This window comes from Cupriavidus pampae, assembly GCF_914271485.1.
GTDB classification, from domain to species: Bacteria; Pseudomonadota; Gammaproteobacteria; order Burkholderiales; family Burkholderiaceae; genus Cupriavidus; species Cupriavidus pampae.
This window is the reverse complement of record NZ_CAJZAG010000002.1, coordinates 171,798-193,968: the sequence shown is the minus strand read 5'-3', so window position 1 is coordinate 193,968 and position 22,171 is coordinate 171,798. Positions and strand designations below refer to the sequence as shown.

The 22,171-nt window shown below is 59.2% G+C and carries 13 protein-coding genes; 5 read left to right on the top strand and 8 right to left on the bottom strand.

All coding sequences use genetic code 11. From position 1 onward, the window contains the following. Window positions 1–7: 7 nt before the first annotated feature. The 3 genes from LDO41_RS05105 to LDO41_RS05095 all read right to left on the bottom strand — a co-directional run bounded on the left by LDO41_RS05105 (window position 8) and on the right by LDO41_RS05095 (window position 2,793). Window positions 8–457, bottom strand: a complete 450-nt coding sequence (locus tag LDO41_RS05105; RefSeq protein ID WP_223982791.1) for a cupin domain-containing protein — start codon at window positions 455–457, stop codon at window positions 8–10. A 122-nt stretch (window positions 458–579) separates the two neighbouring features. Then, complete coding sequence (locus tag LDO41_RS05100) at window positions 580–2,274, bottom strand: hypothetical protein (protein WP_223982788.1); 1,695 nt, start codon at window positions 2,272–2,274, stop codon at window positions 580–582. A gap of 342 nt (window positions 2,275–2,616) precedes the next feature. After that, window positions 2,617–2,793, bottom strand: a complete 177-nt coding sequence (locus LDO41_RS05095; protein WP_223982786.1) for a hypothetical protein — start codon at window positions 2,791–2,793, stop codon at window positions 2,617–2,619. A gap of 201 nt (window positions 2,794–2,994) precedes the next feature. Between LDO41_RS05095 and LDO41_RS05090 the strand changes: the two genes are divergently transcribed. The 5 genes from LDO41_RS05090 to LDO41_RS05070 all read left to right on the top strand — a co-directional run bounded on the left by LDO41_RS05090 (window position 2,995) and on the right by LDO41_RS05070 (window position 15,475). Next, a complete protein-coding gene (locus tag LDO41_RS05090; RefSeq protein WP_223982784.1) occupies window positions 2,995–5,172 on the top strand; it encodes a peptidase domain-containing ABC transporter in 2,178 nt (725 codons plus the stop codon). Further along, window positions 5,169–6,599, top strand: a complete 1,431-nt coding sequence (locus tag LDO41_RS05085; RefSeq protein ID WP_223982782.1) for an HlyD family type I secretion periplasmic adaptor subunit — start codon at window positions 5,169–5,171, stop codon at window positions 6,597–6,599. Before LDO41_RS05090 ends, LDO41_RS05085 begins: the two co-directional genes overlap by 4 nt. 107 nt (window positions 6,600–6,706) lie before the next feature. Then, window positions 6,707–7,177: a hypothetical protein gene (locus LDO41_RS05080; RefSeq protein ID WP_223982780.1), complete on the top strand. Its 471-nt coding sequence runs from the start codon at window positions 6,707–6,709 to the stop codon at window positions 7,175–7,177. 36 nt (window positions 7,178–7,213) lie between these two features. Further along, the gene (locus tag LDO41_RS05075) at window positions 7,214–14,212 is read left to right on the top strand and encodes a calcium-binding protein (RefSeq protein ID WP_223982778.1); all 6,999 of its coding nucleotides are present in this window, start codon (window positions 7,214–7,216) and stop codon (window positions 14,210–14,212) included. A gap of 66 nt (window positions 14,213–14,278) precedes the next feature. Beyond that, window positions 14,279–15,475, top strand: coding sequence for a glycosyltransferase family protein (locus LDO41_RS05070; protein ID WP_223982776.1), 1,197 nt, complete (start codon window positions 14,279–14,281; stop codon window positions 15,473–15,475). A gap of 59 nt (window positions 15,476–15,534) precedes the next feature. Here the strand turns inward: LDO41_RS05070 and LDO41_RS05065 are convergent, their stop codons facing one another. The 5 genes from LDO41_RS05065 to LDO41_RS05045 all read right to left on the bottom strand — a co-directional run bounded on the left by LDO41_RS05065 (window position 15,535) and on the right by LDO41_RS05045 (window position 22,169). Continuing rightward, a complete protein-coding gene (locus tag LDO41_RS05065; RefSeq protein ID WP_223982774.1) occupies window positions 15,535–17,082 on the bottom strand; it encodes a DHA2 family efflux MFS transporter permease subunit in 1,548 nt (515 codons plus the stop codon). Next, window positions 17,079–18,317: an HlyD family efflux transporter periplasmic adaptor subunit gene (locus LDO41_RS05060; protein WP_223982772.1), complete on the bottom strand. Its 1,239-nt coding sequence runs from the start codon at window positions 18,315–18,317 to the stop codon at window positions 17,079–17,081. The genes LDO41_RS05065 and LDO41_RS05060 overlap by 4 nt, the downstream gene beginning before the upstream one ends. Before the next feature lie 29 nt (window positions 18,318–18,346). Continuing rightward, complete coding sequence (locus LDO41_RS05055; RefSeq protein WP_223984193.1) at window positions 18,347–19,828, bottom strand: efflux transporter outer membrane subunit; 1,482 nt, start codon at window positions 19,826–19,828, stop codon at window positions 18,347–18,349. Between the two features lie 366 nt (window positions 19,829–20,194). Further along, entirely contained in the window at window positions 20,195–21,901 is a 1,707-nt protein-coding gene (locus LDO41_RS05050; RefSeq protein ID WP_223982769.1) for a GMC family oxidoreductase, read from the bottom strand. Continuing rightward, the gene (locus LDO41_RS05045; protein WP_223982766.1) at window positions 21,885–22,169 is read right to left on the bottom strand and encodes a YciI family protein; all 285 of its coding nucleotides are present in this window, start codon (window positions 22,167–22,169) and stop codon (window positions 21,885–21,887) included. Before LDO41_RS05045 ends, LDO41_RS05050 begins: the two co-directional genes overlap by 17 nt. Window positions 22,170–22,171: the final 2 nt, after the last annotated feature.

Sequence of the window (22,171 nt, the reverse complement as noted above, 5' to 3'; positions counted from 1 at the left end):
GCGTGGACTACTTCTTGATGGCCGAGGGGTCGTACACCACGTAGATCTTGGTGTACCCCTTGGTTTCGAACACGCCGGTCCAGCCCTTGGGGATCGTTACCGATTCACCGGCGTGAACGACCATCGACGAGCCGTCCGATGAGGTGAGCTTGACGCTGCCGGAGAGGAAATACAGGAACTCTTCAACCGGATAACCTGGCGCGGCCGCGATCTCCTCGCGCATGGCTCCGGACTTGTACATGCCGGTCTGGAACGCGCCGTCCGTCGACGTATGCGTGATGGCATCGATGGTCGTGGTGCCGTGCTCCTTGGCCTTCTTCGCGTCCGGCCCCTTGAAGATCGCGCCACCGATCTCGGTACGCGTGGACTTGATGGGCTTGATCACTTCCGCGTGCGTCGCGCCAGCGAGAACCATCGCGGCGACCACTAGCGCGCCACGAATATACGATGCCGTCATGAGGAAATCCTTGTCGAAAGTCTGATCGGACGGCAATCATATATTCGCGATGAGGGGTTACCCGCACGACGACCGGACGCCGTCGTGCGAATCCGCAAGCGACTGTGAGTTGCGGCGGGATGCTAAGCCTCGCGTACCTCTTCGAATCGCGACTCCTCGTGCGTTCGCACCTCGGTTATTGCTTCCGTCGGTGCCGCCATGATGGCCTCGCCGATGGCACTCAACTGCCGCCCGGCGCCGGCCTGGTCCCCACGGCTCAGCAGCTTGAACACCAACGACACGGCGTCAGCCATCGTAGTGCCCAGTGGCGTCGCCACGGTAGTGTTGGCGATCGACAGACCCGCGATGAACTTGCCCCATGCCACGTCGTTCTTGGCAATGGGATCACCGAGCGCGGCATTGACGCCGTAGCAGACCGCCATCACGCCACTGAAGCCGACCCATTGTGAGAACGCGTCGTGCGATTGCTGCACGCTGGCGCCGGGGTTGCGCAGGATCGCGCCCATGTGGAACATCGTGAAGGCATAGTCGATCAGGAGGTCGACCAGCGGAATGGTTTCGAGCTTCGGCTTGATGCCCGCGCCGGTGACCGGAATGATCGGTCCGAACAGCACCACCGCGCTGATCCCGAACATGATGCCTTTGCCGACCTTGTCCTCGTTGCGACTCGCCAGCGTGGTCGGCTGTTGCACGCCAGCCAGCCGCAGCATGTCGTTCTTGAGATGTTCAAGGCCGCCGAGGATTTTCCCCACATGCCAATCGGCGGTGTTGGTGAGCCGCTGCCCGCTTTCCTTGAACTCGGCGCGCGCCGCCTGCAGGGCGTTGTACTGCTTCGCGGTCCCGGTCGCCATGCCTTCCAGAAAGGTTTTCGACGCCATTGACAGGCCCTCCGTGAATCTCCCGAGCGAGCCCGGCGTCGCGGCGCCGTGACGCACGCGGTCATACTGTGTCTTCATCGAGTTCGCGCCGTAGAAGGCCACCATCAGCGCCACGAAGCCCGCCACACCGACCACCAGGTTGTAGGCCAGATTCTCCGATACCTTCTCTGCCTGCTTCGTCGGCACGATATTGGCGAGCAGCATGACTGCCTGAAGGACGTTGGCGAGGTCGCGGTTCAGGATATGCTGGCCGACGGCCTTGCCGTTGGCGGTAGGGTTGCGCCACAACCCTGCGGCAATTACCCATGTCTTGCATAGCGATGCGACGATCAATGCGACACCGTTGCGCTGCTGCTCGTGCGACAGCAGCGGCAATAGCAACGGTAGTGGGGTCAGCGTCAGGCGGGTAGCGGCGAGCCCGAGCTTTGCCGCCGTGCTCTTGTCCTCGGTCAGCCCATTGAGGCTGGATTCCACGCTGGCGATATCGCGCAGCAACCTGTTCCTTGCCGCATCGGGGAGGTTGTACTTGTAGCCACCTTCCGTGCCATCGCGCTCGATGATCTGCTCGCGGATCGCGCTGAGGTGCGCGCGCAACTGGGCGGTGAGGGCGGCACCATGCTCGCCGTCGGTGCGATCGATCTGCGCGCGGAACTCCAGGTCCTGACGCGGGGCGAGTGCGTTGACGGCGTCGATCTGATGGAATTTCCCCACCGCATACGCCGTCGTCGCATCCAGCGCGCGCGCAAGCTGACGTCGCGATGGTGCCTCGGTTGCCGCACGCGCTGGCGCATGTAATGGCAGCTCGGGCGGCGTCTGCGCCTCGATCGCGCGCCGCCGAGACGATGTAGACGTGGGCGTCCGTCTTTCGTCCAACACGCGCGCGGCGTCGGGGTCCTGAAGCGATAACGGGGACCGATTCTTCAACTCGATACCTGACATGGCGTTCACCCTCAAATGTAGGAATGCCAAGGGTAGGGATCGCGACCGATGCGCCGGGTCAGATCCAGCGAAGCGACAAACCTCGTTGCGAAGCCGTGCTTGGAAGCATTTCAGCTAAGCAAATCCGCTTCGAGCGCAGATGCACGCTACAAAAACGACTGGAGCCCGCGCGCGGGCGGCCTCAGCGTGATGCCTCTCGGTATTGGCTGGTGCGACTACTTCCTCATCCTACGAACGCGAAATTTCCCTCAAACGGGTGAGCGCGATGGCAGTTTTCGCCATTCCGTAAGTATTAATTTCGCCAAAGCTAAACGTAGCGACGAACCTAACAATGGGGTGGGTTCACGGTGCAAAGAGTGATAAATATTGTCTATATGAGAAGTAAAAAAATAAAAAGGTTGCTTTACAGCGAATTGATGTGACACCACCTTGGCAGCCTTTAGCCGGAATGGCATGCTTGCCAACAAAGATGGTGGTCATAATTAAAAGTAAAAAAGAAGGGGAATCCAGATGGGCCATATCGACACCGCACAGAGCCGCTCAACATCGGTGAAGGGGCCGTTCAGGTCCCGAAGTTCATAGCTCCCTATTTATTGCTCGTCATGAGCCTTTCCTGATCTTCATTTTTGGAGATCTCGGGAGATCTTCGCTCGTCCAGTTTTGGGCTGCTAGACGCCGGCCAAGGACGACGCACGCCTTGTCCAATAGGAGCTGTGAAAAATGGAGCACGATGAGGTCTCGTCAGAAGACTTTCTATGGTGTCTGGAGACGATTTGCGCGCTACATGGGAAACCCAACTCGCGCGATCTCAATAGTCAACAATTTCCTCCGCCCCACAGTTACGCCACAATTTTGGCAGCAGCGGAAGCGGCCGGATTTGAGGCGCTCAAGGTCAAATGCCGATTGCCCGCCCTGTGCCGAGAGAATGCGCCGGTGATCGTTTGGATAGCTTCTGAGGAACAACCGGATCGTCGTTCGCCCGTTCTCGTTCTCCGAGCGGACGATGCGCGGGCACTTGTGCTCCGACCAGGTTCCTCTAAACCGGAAACTATTCAGATTTCGCTGCTGAAATCCGCAACGGGCGGTGTGATGTTGCGATTCCAGCCTCGTGCGAGCGAAGCGGTCGATGCCGATACTGCAAGCGCCCCCTCACAACTGGCTTTTGGTTTCAAGTGGATCCTGTCGGAATTCAGCAAGCACAGGCGTCTCTGGTATGAAATCCTTCTCGGATCACTGGTGCTACAACTGCTTGCGCTTGCCATGCCGCTCTTCACGCAGGCCGTTATCGACAAGGTCGTTGTTCACAGAACAGAAAGCACCCTAGCGGTCATCGTAGTTGGTATGGCGCTGTTCATGCTGTTCAGCGCGCTCATCACGTGGTTGCGTCAATACCTTGTCCTGCATACGGGCAATCGCATCGATGCAACGCTGGGTTCCTGCGTGTTCGAACATCTCTTCCGTTTACCGCCCCGATACTTTGAGAAGCGTCAGACCGGCGTCATCGCTGCGCGTCTGGGCGGCATCGAAACAATACGAGAGTTCGTATCCAGCGCCAGTGTCAGCCTGATACTCGATCTGCCGTTCTTGCTGATATTTGTCGCGATCATGGCGTACTACAGTTTAGCGCTCACTGCGATATCCCTCGCGATCCTTGCACTGATTGTCGGGATGAGCCTCTTCGTGGCGCCCATGTTCCAACGCAAGTTGCAGCGTCAATTCCAGCTAGGAGCCGGCAATCAAGCGTATGTCACCGAATACGTGGTCGGCCTCGAGACGGTGAAGTCGCTGCAGTTGGAGCCGCAGATCAAGGCGAAGTACAACGGATTCCTGGCGACCTATCTTCAGTCGAGCTTCGATACCAAACAGCTCGCCAACACGTACAACACGTTCGCCAATGCCGCCGAGCAATTCATGACGTTGCTGATTCTCGGTGTCGGGGCCTATATCGTCATCCACTCACAAGATTTCACCATCGGCATGCTCGTGGCGTTCCAGATGTTCTCCGGCAAGCTGTCGCAGCCGTTGTTACGCCTTGTCGGGCTCTGGCATCAGTTCCAGCAGGCGCGTATTTCGATTGCGAGGTTGGGAGACATTATGAATGCCCCCGCCGAACGATACTCAACCGTGCCGGGTAGATCGGGGCGCGGAGAAGGGACGATTCAGCTCGACCAATTGGCATTTCGATACACCGATACCGGCCCCTTCCTTTACGAAAACCTGAATCTGAAGATCGATGCGGGGCAGGCCATCGCGATAGTCGGTCCGTCCGGATGCGGGAAGAGCACGCTCGCCAAGCTGTTACAGCGCTTCTATCTGCCGAGCGGTGGCAGAATTTTTGTAGATGGTATCGATTTGCAGAACCTTTCCGCGAACGAGTTACGGAGCCGCTATGGAGTCGTGCCGCAGGAGACGACTCTCTTCTCGGGCACGATTCTTGACAATCTGCAGATGGCGAGCCCTGGGGCAACACTGGACGAGATCATCGCCGCTTGTCGCATGGCGGAGATTCACACGACGATCGAGGCAATGCCAGAGGGGTATATGAGCGAGATAGGTGAGCGCGGGGCGGGCCTGTCCGGCGGTCAAAAGCAACGACTCGCGATCGCACGTGCGTTACTTCGGCGGCCGAGCGTGCTCATCTTCGATGAAGCTACCAGCGCGCTGGACTCCCAGACTGCTGAACAATTTGCACGCACCATTGACTCGCTGCGCGGCAAGGTGACGATTGTATTCATCACGCACGCCATTCCGCGATCTCTCCGCTTCGATGCAATCTACAAACTAGGCAGAAACGGTGTTCAGCTTTTCTCGGCCGTCCCGACGCACGGCCAAGCTGCTGCAGGGAGCGGCGCGCCGCCAGGCATCTCCAGAGGTCCAAATCGTGGGGTCGCAGCATGAACAGCGTACAAGCAGCAGTCGCCATCCCCGCTACGGACGCACCATCGTCAGATGTGCCTATCCAATCCGCCGCGTTCGGCTTGCTGCCTGCCCCGGGCCGATGGCACGACCCACTGGGACTTATGCAGGAGACGCCACCGGAGAATCCCTATCGCGTCGTTCTTGGGTCGGTCATCGTGCTGTGCGCGGCGGTGCTGATCTGGGCCTTCTTCGGACGGCTCGACATAGTGTCATCCGCGGAAGGAAAGCTTGTGCCTCAAACATTGGTGAAAATCGTTCAGCCCGCTGAGGCGGGCGTGGTGCGCGAGTTGAGGGTGCGTGAGGGTGACCTGGTTCTAAAAGGCCAGATTCTCGCTGTGCTCGATGCAACCATGGCAGGTGCGGACACAAACCTCGCAAACAGGGAACTCGCGTTGCAGCGACTCCAGTTGCGACGCATGGAAGCAGAACTTGCCGGCAACGAGATGCGTCAGGAAGCGGGTGACGCAGCGACAACGTATGCCGTCGTGCAGAGCCAATTTCAAGCTCATCGTCGTGCGTACAACGATGCCGTGGACCAAGAGCAAGCGCTGCTCGTTCGTTATGAGCATGAATACAAGAGTGGCCTGCAGGTCCTGGCGAAGCTCGAGCAGACAGTACCAATTTATCAACGATCTGCAGAGGCTTACCAAAAGCTCCAGGGCCAGGGATTTGTGAGCGCAATGGCTTACGACGAGAAGATTCGCGATTACACGGAAAAGCAACGAGACTTCGATGCCCAGCGCGCGACTGTAGCGTCGTTGGCGGCCACCATAGCGTCCCAGCAAAAGAAGCTCAAGCAGATGCGAAGCGCGTTCGAGAGTGACCTTCGAAAGGAGCTGGCAGATGTAACTACGCGTGTTCAACAACTGGAGGCAGATAAAGAGAAGTCGGCCTATCGCGAGTCGCTGTTGACACTGAGAGCACCACAAGACGGGGAAATCAAGGACATCGCCACGACCACGCTAGGCGCTGTGGTCCAACCTGGGACGGTGTTGATGACTTTGGTCCCGAAGGACGAACTTCTCTATGCCGATGTGTCCGTTAAGAATGAGGACGTGGGATTTGTGCGCGTTGGCGACGAGGCTAAGGTAAAGGTCGCGACCTATCCGTTCCAGAAGTACGGAATGCTCGAAGGCGCCGTCGTGCATGTCAGTGTGGACGCGACAGAGAACGAAGCAAGGGCGAACGCCCAGGAACCCACGTGGGCTGACGGGAGCGCGGGGGCAACATATAAGGCGCGAGTTCGGCTGAAAACACAGCGCCTGGTAGACGCATTTGGTACCAGCTATTCATTAGGCGCAGGCATGCGGATTGTCGCCGAGATTCGATATGGAGACAGAACAGTAATGGAGTACTTGCTCGCGCCAGTGAAAGGTGCAATGCACGACGCCGCGCGTGAGCGATGATCTCGAATTACCGTGAATTAATCTGAATGGAGTGCATTATTTCGCATCATTTTTTGTTATTTATATTTGTTTGATAAAAACGGAAGGTGTGATAGATAAAATTCGCCATGATTAATAATTTTAATTTCGTCATTCTGATCGCGGTTCTTGCGATGTTATTTGGGAATATCGACGGCTATGCTGCCGATCCAAGAGAAAGGAAGCAAGACAAAAAATTTTGTGACGCCGTCGCACAAGCACTTGTTCCTGCTCCTGGTGCCGACGATTTGCCGTTGTATGTGCCATATGATGATCTCGGAGGGCGGCGGCGGCGTTATATCGGAGTAGACCTTGATAATGATAAAAAGGAAGACGAGATAGTGGAGAGTTGTGGCAGCCCCTCCGATGGGACATGCTTTTTGGATGTTAAATTATCTGGAGGGGGCAATTATGATTTTTATGGCCCATATTTCTACTTGATCATGTTTCGAAATAATTATTTCATCATAATAAACGACGTAGACAAAAAGTCGATCGGGAAGCGAAGTCTAAAAAAAATATCGCAATTTGGAGTGACAAATATCTGCAGTGCCTTTTGATTTCTATAAATTGTAAAGGCTAAGAATATCTATGCAATGATCACTCGCCATCGGCGCGAAATTATGGCGTACGAGACAAAGTATGGTCTATCGCCAGATGGGGCTGGTGGTAACCGAAACCTGATCGATGAGGCGCTACAAGATCCTAGATTGACATCTATCTCCGCGCCAAGATCAGTGTTTGATTCACTTGTTAAGGCAAGAAATGCGCTAGTGGAATGGATAAATCTTCAGCTTCCATCCGGCGGAAAAAAAATAGATGCGTTAATTTATAATCCACTCGCAATCTATTATTCTGCGAATAAATCGTTCGGGGAAATAAATCGTGTGGATGCTATTGATAGCGATGGAAAGAGTGTGGGAATGGAACAAAATATCGTTGTCGGAGGCGCCGGTGCGGATATTTTGCTTGGGGGTAAGGGTCATGACGTTCTTGTTGGATTTGACGGCTCCAACGTCTTGGAAGGTGGTGAGGGAGACGACGATCTATACGGGGGGATGGACGTCGATATATTAAATGGAGGGCAGGGGGTAGATTACCTAAATGGCGGGAGGGGGGATGATTTATATGTTTGGAACGAAGGTGATGGTAATGACATCATTGATGACAAAGATGGTGGGAGATTATTGTTTAACGGCAAAACATATTCTTTTTCCGGTGGCTACATGGTTAAAGACGGGTCATCGAACACTTGGCGTGATGAGAGCGGAAATGTGCGTCTTACCCACAACAGCCCGTGGCGCATCGAGCTGCCCGATGGATCAGTTATCCAACTCGGCGAAGACTTCGATCCCGGAGAATGGGGTATCACGCTCGGTGAAGCTCAGCCTGACGCGGTCAAGATCTACAACGGCGATCAACGCCCGTTGATTCGCGGTGTCGAAGTGGAATTTGATGTTGCGCCGGACAGCAGCGTTTACAGCACATATCAATGGGCTGCCACGAGTTGGAATGCAGACGGCAGCCTCAACAACGGTATTGCTGAGGCCGACTTCAACGACGTGATCTACGGATCGACGGGTAATGACAAGATCAACGGATTCGGCGGTAACGACGCATTGGACGGAGGGGAAGGTGACGACCAGATAGATGGTGGTGTCGGTGATGACATGATTGCGGGCGGGAAAGGGCGCGATGTAATCCGAGGGGGCAATGGAAATGACTTTATCCAGGGAAGCGGCTATTTGTTGGCGGGGCGCCGCGTAGGCCCGGATGATCAATGGGAACCGCCACCCGGATCGCAGATAGTTATCGCTGGTTCAACTTGGGGCGTCGTGAAGTACGGGGGTGCGACGGTGTGGGGTTACGCCGGACCGGCGTACACATCGGAAACCGGACCGGGAGACAGTCTTGATGGCGGTGCCGGTGATGACGACATCATGGGCAGTTGGGGCAATGACGCAATCGACGGTGGAACTGGCGATGATTTGCTCTATGGCCTGGCGGGTGATGACACGCTCTCCGGTGGCGAGGGTGATGACTACATGATGGGGGACGGGCCCATTACGTCGGGATTGCTAAACACGGTCGCAGGGGCTTTGCATGGTGCGGATACTCTCGATGGAGGGGAGGGAGACGATCAAATCATTGGAAATGGTGGTGATGATCAACTTTTCGGCGGAGCTGGGGATGATCATCTTTGGGGTGATCAAAGTCTAAATGGGGATCTTGATCCTTCCTATCACGGAAATGACTATATCAGCGGGGGCGACGGGAGCGACTTTCTGGAAGGCGGCGGTGGGAAAGACGTGCTTTATGGGGGGAGCGGCGACGACGCGATGTGGGGGGACGCCTACTCGGCGAGTGTTCCGGAACAGCGTCTCAACTGGGGCAACGACGTACTTAGCGGAGACGATGGCAATGATTGGATGGCAGGGGGAGGGCGGGACGACATACTTTCCGGTGGCGAGGGCAACGACGTTATGTACGGCGATGAGCCCGGGTCGTCATTGAACTCGGAATTTCATGGCGATGATGTTCTCGACGGCGGGAGTGGCGATGACTATCTGGAAGGAGGGGGGGGAGACGATCAACTCTTCGGTGGTGCGGGGAAGGACACGCTTTGGGGGGATTCGGGCGCAGACGGATACGACCCAGCCTCACACGGAAATGACTCCCTCGACGGCGGAGACGACGACGACGTGCTCATCGGGAACGGTGGCGCCGATACGTTGCTCGGTGGCGGTGGCAACGATACGCTCTACGGTGACAACGCAATTGAAGCGCTGGATGATGTCTACCAGAAAGATGATTTTCTTGATGGTGGCATTGGTGATGACGTCATATTTGGTGGCGGAGGCGCAGACACTCTTTGGGGCGGCGAGGGCGATGATTATCTTGAGGGGGATCGCGAGGGCGGTAGTCTCGCTGAGACCTATCAGGGCGACGACCAGCTGGATGGCGGCGAAGGTAACGACACCCTAAAGGGCGGTGGGGGTAACGACACGCTGTCGGGCGGGGCTGGCTCAGATCTCGTGCATGGCGGGTCAGGCAACGACTATCTCGCTGGCAACAGCGGGATCGATGGAATGTGGGGAGAGGAAGGCGACGATGTGTATCTGATTGAGGGAGGTGACGCGACGACCGATGGTGCGCTGCTGGACTCAATTTTCGACTCCCAAGGTAATAATCAGATCATATTTGGAGAGGGAATCTCTCTAAGTGACATGAAGACCTATCTCCTCAGTGATTCGGAGGTTGTGATCTCTTACAACGATGAGACTGAGGCGCTAGCGGTAGTGTTCGATCCATCGGCATCGTCGTTCCGGGTTTCGTTTGGCGATGGGCCGTCGCTCGAATTGGACGAACTAATTATGAACACCGGCGAGACCCGCATTGAAAAGGAGTCTAATGCAAGCGGGAGCAAGCTGGTAGGCGGGGCTCAAGCAGACAGTCTTCGGGCGATTGGGGACCATATTACTGTCAAGGCCGGCCGCGGCGATGACGTCATCTCCATGTTAGGCCACGACGGAACCCTTGTTCTACGCGAGGGTGATGGCAAGGATTGGGTCGGCGGAGAAGGATTGCAACATGTGCGCTTCGCCGGTGACGTCACCCTGGATAGTCTTCAGATGAGTATCTTTTCGGGCTATCACCCGAGCACATATTCTTATGGAAACCACTACGCATTGGCGTATGGGACCGCAGGCGACGTCCTCTATATAAGCAGCAGCTCCAACACGCCAGGTCTGGTGTACGAATTACCAGATGGACGTAGCGTCTCGCATCTGGCGCTCCTGGAGCAGTTCGGCATTCCGTTGAACTGGCAAGGGGGCGCGTCGGGGGATGCGGCGACGGGCACGTCCATGAGCGATCATATGCAAGGCAATGAAGGGGACGACGTAATTCACGGAGGCGCAGGAGATGATTCGATCCGCGGCGATGACGGAAGCGATCACCTCTTTGGCGAGGCAGGGGACGATAGCCTCGACGGCGGATACGGACTGTTCGACGACATTCTCGATGGTGGCGACGGCAACGATACGCTCATCGGAAATGAAGGCAACGACATCCTCCTCGGGGGCAACGGAAACGACGAGTTAGACGGCGGCGGTGGCGATGACGTCTTGAACGGCGGCGCCGGTAGCGACCTACTCCTCGGCGGAAGTGGTAACGATACCCTCGTTGCAGGCGAAGGCCGTGATCGTCTGGAAGGCGGCTCGGGCGACGATATCTATGTCTTGGATTCTTCTATTGGTACGACGCTCATTAACGACGGCATGGGCAAGAGCGTGGTCAATTTGGGAGATCTTAATGCAGCCGGCATCATGGCATCCTACATTCAGGGTGATGATGGGAACCTCTACCTCGCACTCGACAACGGTGGTGGGCGCCGCGTGTACATCCAACAGTCGTTCGACGATACGGTTCAATCGCTAGAGTTCCGGACGTCCGATGGAACTACAGTAAGCGAAAGCAGTTTTTTACGGTCGGAGACACCCATCTCGTATTGGGTGGCCGCCAACAAGGCTGTACGCATGGCGGGCGGTGCTGGGGCTGACACTATCGTTGGTGGTGAGCTTGGCGACGTCTTGCGTGGAGGGAGTGGTAACGACCAGATTGCCGGTGGCGCGGGTGACGATGTCCTATATGGCGACGATGGCGCCGATCTGCTGGCCGGCAACCAAGGGAATGACGTGTTGTATGGCGGTAAAGGTACGGATATTTACCGCCTTGATCGTGGCAATGGACTCGACACGATCTTCGAGGACGGAACCGATGCTAGCGTGCTCAAGCTGACAAGTGGACTTAGTTTGTCAGACCTGTTTGCATTGCGCTCGGGGAACGATTTGCGCTTGACTGTACGCGAGAGCTCGAGCGGGGTCATTATCAAGGATTTTTACTCAGGCATGTCGTCCTGGACGGTTCAAACAGATGACGCGGCACCAGTGGATTTGACTGTCGCGCTTCCAGCGATCGCCATGCCTGCGCCGGCGCAGGGCGTTGCAGATTTGAGAGAACGCTTCAAGTTACAGCTTCAAGCCGATCAGGGAGAGTCGCTAGCCGCTAGTCGATATACTCGGCAAGCAGATGGCACATTCTTGCGTGTAGATGTCAGCGATAGCGAGAACAGTTGGAGTAAATCAACGTATCGGGTTTCGATGGACGGCGAGGTGACGTATAGCGACGAATCGGAAATTTTCTATTGGAAGGATGATTTCCAGACCACAGCGGAAAGCGGCAATAATTGGACCGAACAGACTGTGGTGCGCAGGCTCACGAGTAACACGACAAGTGCGCCGGCTGATCGCTTCATCTCGCTTGATTCGCTGGATGGAGGAGTGCAAGTCCCAGCGGGGGCAACTCTAATTCCCATTTACGGACCGCCTCGCTACAACGGGCTGTCCGCCACGATGGAGCCTTCCCTTCTCGGCTATAGGGTGTTCTATCCTTCGGAGACCGAATCGGGTCCCCACTACGGAAACCAAGTCGAAACCAAATACTTCCGCGAAGATATGACCAGCATCAGCGTATCGGTGCGTGAACTCTTTGCTGGTGATAGCGCGAACCAGATTCGAATCTCTGGGCATGCCATCGTCGATGCTGGTGGCGGCAACGACATCATTAAAAGTGAGGACGACGGAGGAGTCTCCTATGGCGAGCGCGCAGCAGGGATGTTGGGCACTGCCCAGATTGGCGCATTCCTGTTTGGCAACAGCGGCGATGACGCAATATATGGTGGTCTGCGGAATGACACGATAATTGGCGGGACGGGAGACGACCTGCTGTACGGCGGTGGCGGCAGTGATACCTATGTCGTCGCCGCTGGCGACGGTCATGACGTGATCGGAGACTTCGACCTGCGTCCCGGGCAGCAAGACATTTTGGAACTACCGGCGGGCGTCACACTATCGAATCTGCAGGTGAGGTTTGTCCAGGTTGCGGCTCAAGGTCCTTCTGAGGAAGTATTCTTGGATATGTACCTTCGGGTGCCGGAGGCCGATACCACATCGATGTACTGGGCAATGGAGTTGACTTGGGGGGACGAGAGCCAAACGGTCTCTATCCTAATGCCGCACGCCTATCAGAACGCCGGTAGCGGAGTGGAACTGTTCCGATTTGCCGACGGCAGTACGGCTACTCTTGATCAATTGCGAGCACTGGCACCCCAATTGCCTTCTGCCGATGCCGATGCACTCGACAATTCGTTTGCTGCCAGCGGAACGGTGTTCGGAGGGGGAGGGAATGACACACTCACGCTTACGGCGGCGGGCTCGCTATACGGCGATGCCGGACGCGATATCCTGATCGGCAGCAACGACGACGACATCCTCGCCGGCGGAACGCGAGCGAACGAGGGGCGTGGAGACATCTGGGATGCCGGTGGCACGTACCACGGTGGTGCAGGGAACGATAATATCCATGCTACTGCGGGCAACGACATCTTCGAATATGACCTTGGCGATGGTTATGACTCGATAACTGATGCACGTCATAACTGGAAGTACCTAGCCTACGGAGGCGAGTACATGCGCCAGCAGGGTTGGGACGATCTGGATGCGGAACAGTCCGCGCACCGTCAGTTGCTTGACAGTGGGCACGATACGTTGAAGTTCGGCGCAAGCATCCGTGCTTCGAACGTTGTTGCCGAGTCCAATGGAGACATGGCTTTCCGTATCTACGACAGAGCGCCGCAGTTCGACGAATGGTCGGGCGAATACTACGACTCACAGGAAGAGTTGGGTGGCGTCTACTTCGATCATTGGTTCGGCACGCTCAAGACGAACGACGGGCAATCTACCGATGTGCAGATCGAGAACCAGCTCAATCGTGTCGAGTTTGCCGACGGGACGGTCTGGACGATCAACCGCGACGGCTCGCACACGGTGTCGGATAGCAACATCCGCGTTGGGGCCGTGGGGGATGACATCCTTGCCGACTACCGCGGCAATAACGTTCTGATGGGTCTGACCGGCAACGACACGCTAACAGCCGGGGACGGCGACGATCTGTTGATCGGTGGTAGCGGCGACGACCATCTTGACGGTGGGAACGGCTACGACGTCATCGCCATCAATGCCGCGGACGGCAATGACACGGTGTCCGCACGCCAGGGCGTCAACAAGACCCTGTCACTCGGTGGAGGCATCAAGCTCGAAGACCTCAAGCTCAGCCGAGAGGGGAGCAATCTCGTGCTGACGACGACCGACGATCAGCGCATCGAGTTTGATGACTGGTACGCGGATGCAGGAGGTAACCACAGCGTCGGAACCCTGCAGGTACTGATGGGTCAGGTAAATGGCTACGACGCGAATGGCGACGAGCTGCATGCCGGTCACGTGCAGCAGTTTGACTTCGCCGGGCTTGTGCGGAGATTCGACAGCGAGCAGGCCGAATCTCCCGCCGTCACGTCTTGGTCGCTGTCCAACGCGCTGCTCGACTTCCATCTTTCCTCGAGTGATGGAGCTGCCCTCGGCGGTGATCTTGCCTATCAGTACGGTATGACGGGGCAATTGTCGGCAGACGGCGTCGCCAATGCGATCCTGGCCAGTGGCCAGTTTGGTCGCGAGAATCAGCAACTCCGTAGCGCTTAAGGAGTGTTCCGGGGAGCCGCCGGTGACGGCGGCTTCCATTTTGCTCGCGGTCTGCAGACCTTGTTGATGATGAAGCGAATACTAGTTGCATGGGAGCTAGGGGCGAACTTTGGCCACATTGCGCAACTTCAGCCGATCGCCGATTCGCTGCGACGTCAAGGGTATGAGGTCACGTTCGCCATGCGTGACCTCACTCATGCGCGCCGACTCTTGGGACTCAATACCTACAGGATTGTCGCGGCTCCGATGCCGCCACCGCTCGCGAGTCCGACTGAGCATACCGGCCCGCCTGAGTCGTATCTGGACATTTTGGCCTTGCAAGGGGCGGCCGATCCCGACTCTCTCTCGGCGATTATCTACGCGTGGCAAGATCTGCTGGACTTAGGGCGGTTCGACCTACTCCTTGCGGAAAGTGCTCCCTTTGCCGTGCTTGCGGCGTCGCTGATGGACCTTCCGCATATGGCACTGGGTACGGGATTTACATTGCCCCCTGCACAAACGCCGTTTCCTTTTTTCCGGCAAGAAACGGTCCAGTCGCGCTCTCGCAGAGGAAGAACGGAAACGGTGATCCTCCATGCGCTCAATGTTCTGGCTAATGCCCGCGGACAACCCCAGTTTCGATACACATACGAGATATTCAGATCGGCAGCGCGATATCTGATCACTTGGCCAGAACTGGATCACTATGGTCCCCGTGAACGGGATAATTTTTTGGGTCCACTGCACACGTCGCAATCTGCGAAGGGCGACATGGCAATCGATTGGCCATCTGGCAACGGCCGCGTTGTTGGGTATCTACAGCCAGACTATCCGCAGTTGGCGATGCTGCTGAGTACGTTGACTAGATCCGGCCTGTCCTCGATCGTGGCGATTCCTGGTGGTGATCGCTGGGCACGAGAGTATGCAAGCTCGACGCTACGGATCCCCACCGCTCGGGTGCAACTCGATCGTCTATTGATAGACGCGGACTTTGTAATTTGCCACGGTAGTCATAATCTCGCGGCCGAGTCTCTTCTACATGGAAAGCCATTGATGATGCTTCCCCAGCAGATTGAACAAGCAATGCTCGCCAAGCGTATCCAATCCTCGCAATTCGGAGCATACCTGTCACCAACTGAGACACGCCGGATACCGGAACTCGTTCAGCATATGCGAAAGGATTACAGCAGGGAGGCTAACGAGGCTTTTGCATTGGCCAAGCGAAGCTACGTTCCAAGTGAAACGGCGCAAATAATATCCACGATTGCATCCACCATGATGTAGTGCTCGCGATGACGAACGCCCGCGCGAGGCGGGCTCTCGTCGTGGGCGTTGCGCCAGCGTCAGTGCGCGGCCGCGGACATGCCGCTGCCGCCGCGTGCGGGCTTGGTGATCCAGATCAGCGGAATGATCACCAGCATTGCAATCGCGGCGCCGTAGAAGATGTCGTTGAGCGCCATCATCGCGGCTTGCGACTGTACGGTGACGTCGAACAACGCGTACCCCGCATCGCGGCCAAGGCCGAGTAGCGAGTGGTAGTGCTCGAGCTGGCCAGTGAATACCGGGTTGTTTGCACTGGCCTGTTCGGTGAGCACCTGATGATGCAGGATGGTGCGGTTGTTCCACAGCACGTTGGCCACCGACGTGCCCACGCCGCCGCCGAATACGCGTGCGAACGTGGACAGGCCGGCTGCCGCGGGCACCTTCTCGGGTGGCTGGCCCGCAAGAATGAGCGTCGTCAGCGGCGCGAAGAACAGTGCCATCGGAATGCCCTGAAGCAGCGTCGGCAGGATGATGTGCCATTCATCGATGCCCACATAGAAGTACGTGCGCATGTAGTACACCACCGCAAAGCCGACAAACGCGAGCGTGCCGATTACGCGCGCATCGGTTTTCGGTAGCAGGCGTCCCATGATCGGCGCGCCGATCACCGCGAAGATGCCGATTGGCGCGGTGGCCAGCCCGGAGTCGAGCGCGCGATAGCCGAGGTACTCCTGCATCCATTGCGGCAGCAGCACCAGCGTGCCGAAGAAGATGCCGTATGCGATTGAGATCGCCACGGTGCCGCCAAGGAAGTTCCGTTGCTTGAACAACGTCAGATCGACGATCGGATTCTTGTCGGTCAGCTCCCAGACCACGAACAATGCGAACGCGACCACGGCGACCACGGTCAGCACCACGATGGTCGTGGACGAGAACCAGTCCAGATCCTTGCCCTTGTCGAGCATGATCTGCAGCGCGCCGACCCAGAGCACCAGCAAGGCGAGCCCGATGGTGTCGATCGGCAGCTTGCGCGAGGGTGTCTCGCGCTTGCGATACAGGGTCCAGACCACGCCGGCGGACAGCAAGCCCACCGGAACGTTGATAAAGAAGATCCACGACCAGCTATAGCTGTCGGTGACCCAGCCGCCCAGCGACGGACCGACGATCGGGCCGGTGACCACGATCATCGAGAACAGCGACAGCGCGAACGCGGCCTTGGCCTTGGGCCATGAACTCAGCAGCAGCGATTGCGAGAGCGGAATCAGCGGTCCGGCTACCGCCCCCTGCAACGCCCGCGCCGCGAGCAGCAGCGGCAACGACGGCGCGATGCCGCACAGGAACGACGCAAACACGAACAGCAGGATCGAGGCCACGAACAGGCGCACCTGTCCAAAGCGTTGCGTCAGCCAGCCAGTCAACGGAATCGCCACCGAATTGGCGGCGGCAAACACCGTGATGACCCACGTGCCTTCATCGATAGAGACACCCAGATTGCCGGAGATGGTTGGAATCGCGACGTTGGCGATCGACGAGTCGAGCACCGTCATGAACCCGGCCAGCCCGATGCCGAGCGAGCCCAGTGCCATGCGCGCGCCGGTCAGCGGCGGCAGTTCGTTGGCGGCGCTCATCTTGCATTGCTCGCGATGATCTGTGCGATGTCATGGTCGGCCTCGTCTCCGTACTTTGCAAACACGTCCGTCTTGTCGTCGGCGAAGGATGTCGCCATCAAGGCCTTGGCCTGCGCTGCCGCCTTGCCATCCTCATCGTCCTGACGAATATCGATATCGACGTTCATCGACAGCCCCACGCGCAGCGGATGCGCGCGCAGCTCCTCGACTGGAATCGCGATACGCACCGGCAGGCGCTGCACCACCTTGATCCAGTTGCCGGTGGCGTTCTGCGCCGGCAGCAGCGCCAGTGCCGAGCCGGTGCCGGGCGCCAGGCCGACCACGCGGCCGTGATAGGTCACCGAATCGCCGTAGACATCGGCCGTCACCGTGGCGGGCTGACCCACACGAATACTGCGCAACTGCCATTCCTTGAAGTTCGCATCGACCCATGCCTGCTCCAGCGGCACCAGCGACATCAGCGGCGTGCCCGGCGCCACACGCTGGCCCACCTGCACGTTGCGCTGCGTGACGTAGCCATTGACAGGCGCGGGCAGTGTGGTGCGGGCCAGCGCGAGGTAGGCGTCGCGCACGCGCGCTGCGGCCGCCTGTACATCCGGGTGCTGCGCGATGGTCGTGTCGTCGGTCATCGCACGGTTCTCGCGCAGGGCCTGTTGCGCGGAGACCAGCGCGGCGCGCGCCGAGGCGACGGCGTCCTGTGCATGCGAGACGTCCTCGGTGGACACCGCACCGGAGGCGCCGGTGTCGAGGCGGCGCTGCAGGTCGCCCTGCGCGCGGGTCAGATCGGTCTGGCGCTGCACGATATTGGCGCGCAGCTTGTCGTCGCCGACGAACACCGCATGCACGCGGCGGACGGTCTGGCCGAGATCGGCCTCCGCCTTCTGCAGCGCGATGCGCGCGTCGGCGGGGTCGATGCGCACCAGCGGCCGGCCTTTCTCGACGACCTGCGTGTTGTTGGCATCGACGGCAATCACGGTGCCGGTGATCTGCGGTGTGATTGGCACCACGTTACCGTTCACGTACGCATCATCGGTATCGATATGGAACCGCGCGACGCGTTCGTAGTAGACGCCGTAGCCGACGCCGGCCACAAGGACGATGATGCCGATGACGGCCAGCCACAGCTTGCGCGCATGCGCCTTGTGGTCAGGCGTGGCGGGCGGCGCTGTGGGGGCCTTCGTGGCGGGCGCGGCCAGGCCGGTGTCGTCGGCCGTGGCGGAAGCAGGTGCATTCATGGAGCGCTCCTGGAGCGTGAATCTGGAAATTAGTGTTGGGAGACGACGACGTTCGGCACCGCGGTGGCGGTCGTCTGTCCCGGAATAGGTGTGTCCGTGCCCGGCGTCGTGTCGTGCGTGGCATCAAAGCCACCACCGAGCGCCTTGATCAGCGCGATCTGCATATCGCGACGATCCATCTCCAGATTGACCACGGAGGTCTCGGCGGCCAGACGGTTGTCATCGGCGCGCAGCAACGACAACTGTTCGATCAGCCCCGCGCGGTAACGTATGAGCGCGAGTTTGTAGGCCGTGGTCTGGGCATCGAGCGCCTGACGTGCATCGACCAGTTGCCGATCGGCGGCGCGGATGCGTGCGACCTGGCTGGCCACGTCGGACAGCGCATTGGTCAGCGTCTCGTCGTAGTGCGCCACGTCGGCGTCGAAGTCCGCATAGCGGCCTTTGAGTTGCGCGCGCAACGCGCCGGCATCGAAGATCGGCAGATGGATCGCCGGGCCCGCGATCAGCGTGCGCGCCGAGGTCTGTAACAGCCGGCCCCAGCCCAGCGCACTCAGGCCCGCATCGACCGACAGATTCACATCGGGATAGAACTCGGCCTTGGTTACCTTGACGTCGTGCAGCGCGGCATCGACGCGCCAGTAGGCGGCGACGATATCGGGACGGCGCGAGATGAGATCGGCCGGCAGGTGGTCCGGCAGCGTCATCACGGGAGTGCCGGTGTCGAGCCCGGCGAACGTGGGCCGCGCGATCGCGTTGCCACGGTCCGGACCCGCGCCGAGCAGCGCAGCCAGTTGATAGCGCACCGCGAGGATCTGCCCATCGAGACCGCTGACCGTAGATTGGGTGGTCGACGTCTCGCCGTGCGCGGTCTGCCGCTCGACGTCGGTATCGAGACCCGCGCGCACGCGCCGCTCGGTCACGCTGCCGATGTCCTGACGATTACCCACCTCGCGCGCCTGAATATCATGCAGCGCGTACAGCCGGGCGAGCTGGTTATAAGCGCTGGCCACCGAGGCGGCGAGGGCGATACGCACCGCCTCGGCCTCGGCCTCAGCGGCCTTCTCCTGCGAGATGGCCTGCTTCAGGCCTTCGCGCTGCTTGCCCCACAGGTCGAGGTCCCACGACGCATGCACGAATGCGTTGTTGAGGTTCGTCCACGTGCCAGCCGCGGGCGGCGGTATGACCGAATTTTCGGGCAGGCGCGCGCGCGTCCAGGAATACGAGCCACTGACATTGGGATAGCGCGCGGCATCGGCCTCGCCGACATACGAGCGCGCCTTGTTGATCCGGGCCAGCGCGGCATCGATGGTCGGGCTGCCACGCAATGCCTCATCGATCAGCGCCGGCAGTTGCGGATCGCCGAATTGCTGTGCCCACGACAGCGTGGGCCACTGCCCATGCTCGTCCGGCAGGCTCTGCCTGGTCTCGAACTTGTCCGGCGACGCAATCTTGCGGTCGTCGCGAATACCGGCGTAATTGACGCAGCCGGACAGCGCCGACACCACCGCCATAGCCACGACCGTGAGCAGCACGCCACGGGCAATCCACACGGGCTTTCGCTTGCTGAAGTCTGGTAAACGCATACATCCCCCTCGGTCTTGGCTTGTTGCCCGAATGCTAGGAGTCGGGGTGCCGCACGCCAATTGACGCGTGGTGTGTCACCGGTCAACCGAAGGTATGAGTTCACCTGCTGCAAGGTAGTTACCTGCACGGGACGAAAGTTTTGGCCTGTGAGGCGGGGTTAATCCGGTAGTATGAAAATGTGATTCTTAAGGCGTTTATGCTGAATTATGCTGATTACATAATTTATGTGTGCAGAATAATTGGACATAAATCACATGGCTTTCCGGGACACGACGGACCGTGCATCGCTGACATCAGGCCCGCATCCGCATCAGATCCGCCGCCTTCTCGGCCACCATGATGGTCGGCAGGTTGGTGTTCGCGCTTGGCGTCGAGGGCATGACCGAGGCGTCGGCCACGCGTAGGCCATCAATGCCGATGACGCGGCAACTGGCATCGACCACGGCCTCCTGATCGTCGCTACGGCCCATGCGGCAGGTCGAGGTGACATGGCCCATCGGTGCCACCGCGCCGAGAATCTCGTCATCGGTAAGCCGCCGTTGCGCGCGTGCATTGCCGATCCAGCGTCCGGGCTTCAGTGCGTTGGCCATGACCTGCCGCGAGACGTGCGATGGGGCATTGAGGGCCAGTTTGGCGCCGAGCCCAATCAGCGCGCCGGCCAGACCGGGGCGGTTGAACTGGTTGGCAGCCATTACCGGAGGCAGGATAAAGGCGTCGTGATAGCTGTCGCGCATCGCTGATGACCCGAGCAGCGTCTCCACCATGCGCGCGGCCAGTACCATGCGTGGCGCATCGCGCGGATCGTCGAGCAGCCGGAATTCGATCGAAGGGGGCACATCCGGGTCTGGCGAGGTCACGCTGACGGCGCCGCGCGAGTAGGGCGCGTACAGCGCTGCGCTGAGCATCGCCAGATCGGTGCCGAAGCTGCGGGGTCCCACACGCCCGAGTAGCGACACGATCAGATCGCCTTCCGGACAATCAGGTTGCCCCGACGAGTGCCGCACCCCCGCGCAGGCAAACGTCCGCAGCGCCGCGGACTGGCGCGCATGGCGCGGCAGCGTGATGGCGAACTGCAGATACGGGTGGTTCTGCAGATGCCGCCCAACACCGGGCAGATGCCAGCGCGGTGTAATGCCGGCCGCGCGCAGCGTATCGCTGTCACCGATGCCCGAGCGCAGCAGGATCGCGGGCGAATGTACGCCACCCGCGCTCAGCACCACCTCGTCCGCATCAAGGCGATGGAGCTGGTCATTGTGGCGATAGGTCACGCCAGTGGCCCGCCGCCCCAACGGACCTTCTTCGATCTCTACCCGCATCACCGTGGCACTGGTGACGATCGTCAGGTTCGGCCGTGCACGTACCGCTGCCGTGAGGTAACACGACACGCCCGACGAACGTCTGCCACCCTGCGCGGCATAGGGCATCGCAAAGAACCCGCAGCCTGGCTGCACATTGATATCGTCGATGGTCGCCAGCCCACGCGCATTGGCGGCACGCTCGATCGCGGCGGCAATGCCGGGCCACTCCGCGCGCGGTGGCCGCCGCACCGTGAACGGCCCATCGCTGCCGGGCGCGCCCGCACGGCCAGCATCGCCTTCCGCGCGCTCGAAATAGGGCCGTACGTCCTGCCAACCCCAGCCGCGCGCGCCGGCATCGACCCAGCGCTCGTAGTCATTGGGCAGCCCGCGGAGCGTCCACATGCCATTGATGCTCGACCCGCCGCCGAGAATCCTCGCCTGCGGATACGGAAATTCGTCGCCACCCACGCGCCGCCGCGCGCGCAGCCCCGGCCAGAAGTAGGACGGGTTCAGCGAAGCGCTCGGAAATGCATCGTCGATATCGGCCGGAATCGCCTCGGGCCGGACATCGGCACCGGCTTCTAGCAGCACCACCGTGTTAGCGGGGTCCTCCGACAACCGCGCCGCCAGCACCGCGCCGGCGGTGCCGCCCCCGACGATCAAGTACCGCACAGGATTGGGCAACTTAGCGATTGTCGACACGCTTGTTGAACGGATGGATATTGACCTGCTGCCACAGCCCCGCGTGCGCGAACGGATCGTTGGCGTTGAACGCCACCACGTCTTCCTTGCGGTCGGCCTCGACCAGAAAGAACGAACCAATCATGGTCTCGCCATCGTCGGCGAGCAGCGGGCCGGAGATCAGCGTGCGCAGCTGCGCGCGGCCCAGATAGGCCTTGTGCGCCTCGTAATTGGCCAACCGCACGGAGACGGCATTGGGCTTGTCGAGGGCATGAATTACGTAGAACATGG

Excerpts from the sequence above, each read along its gene's own strand:
- LDO41_RS05105 (WP_223982791.1), bottom strand. The coding sequence starts at position 457 with ATGACGGCATCGTATATTCGTGGCGCGCTAGTGGTCGCCGCGATGGTT.
- LDO41_RS05100 (WP_223982788.1), bottom strand. The coding sequence starts at position 2,274 with ATGTCAGGTATCGAGTTGAAGAATCGGTCCCCGTTATCGCTTCAGGAC.
- LDO41_RS05095 (WP_223982786.1), bottom strand. The coding sequence starts at position 2,793 with ATGGCCCATCTGGATTCCCCTTCTTTTTTACTTTTAATTATGACCACC.
- LDO41_RS05090 (WP_223982784.1), top strand. The coding sequence starts at position 2,995 with ATGGAGCACGATGAGGTCTCGTCAGAAGACTTTCTATGGTGTCTGGAG.
- LDO41_RS05085 (WP_223982782.1), top strand. The coding sequence starts at position 5,169 with ATGAACAGCGTACAAGCAGCAGTCGCCATCCCCGCTACGGACGCACCA.
- LDO41_RS05080 (WP_223982780.1), top strand. The coding sequence starts at position 6,707 with ATGATTAATAATTTTAATTTCGTCATTCTGATCGCGGTTCTTGCGATG.
- LDO41_RS05075 (WP_223982778.1), top strand. The coding sequence starts at position 7,214 with ATGATCACTCGCCATCGGCGCGAAATTATGGCGTACGAGACAAAGTAT.
- LDO41_RS05070 (WP_223982776.1), top strand. The coding sequence starts at position 14,279 with ATGATGAAGCGAATACTAGTTGCATGGGAGCTAGGGGCGAACTTTGGC.
- LDO41_RS05065 (WP_223982774.1), bottom strand. The coding sequence starts at position 17,082 with ATGAGCGCCGCCAACGAACTGCCGCCGCTGACCGGCGCGCGCATGGCA.
- LDO41_RS05060 (WP_223982772.1), bottom strand. The coding sequence starts at position 18,317 with ATGAATGCACCTGCTTCCGCCACGGCCGACGACACCGGCCTGGCCGCG.
- LDO41_RS05055 (WP_223984193.1), bottom strand. The coding sequence starts at position 19,828 with ATGGCGGTGGTGTCGGCGCTGTCCGGCTGCGTCAATTACGCCGGTATT.
- LDO41_RS05045 (WP_223982766.1), bottom strand. The coding sequence starts at position 22,169 with ATGTTCTACGTAATTCATGCCCTCGACAAGCCCAATGCCGTCTCCGTG.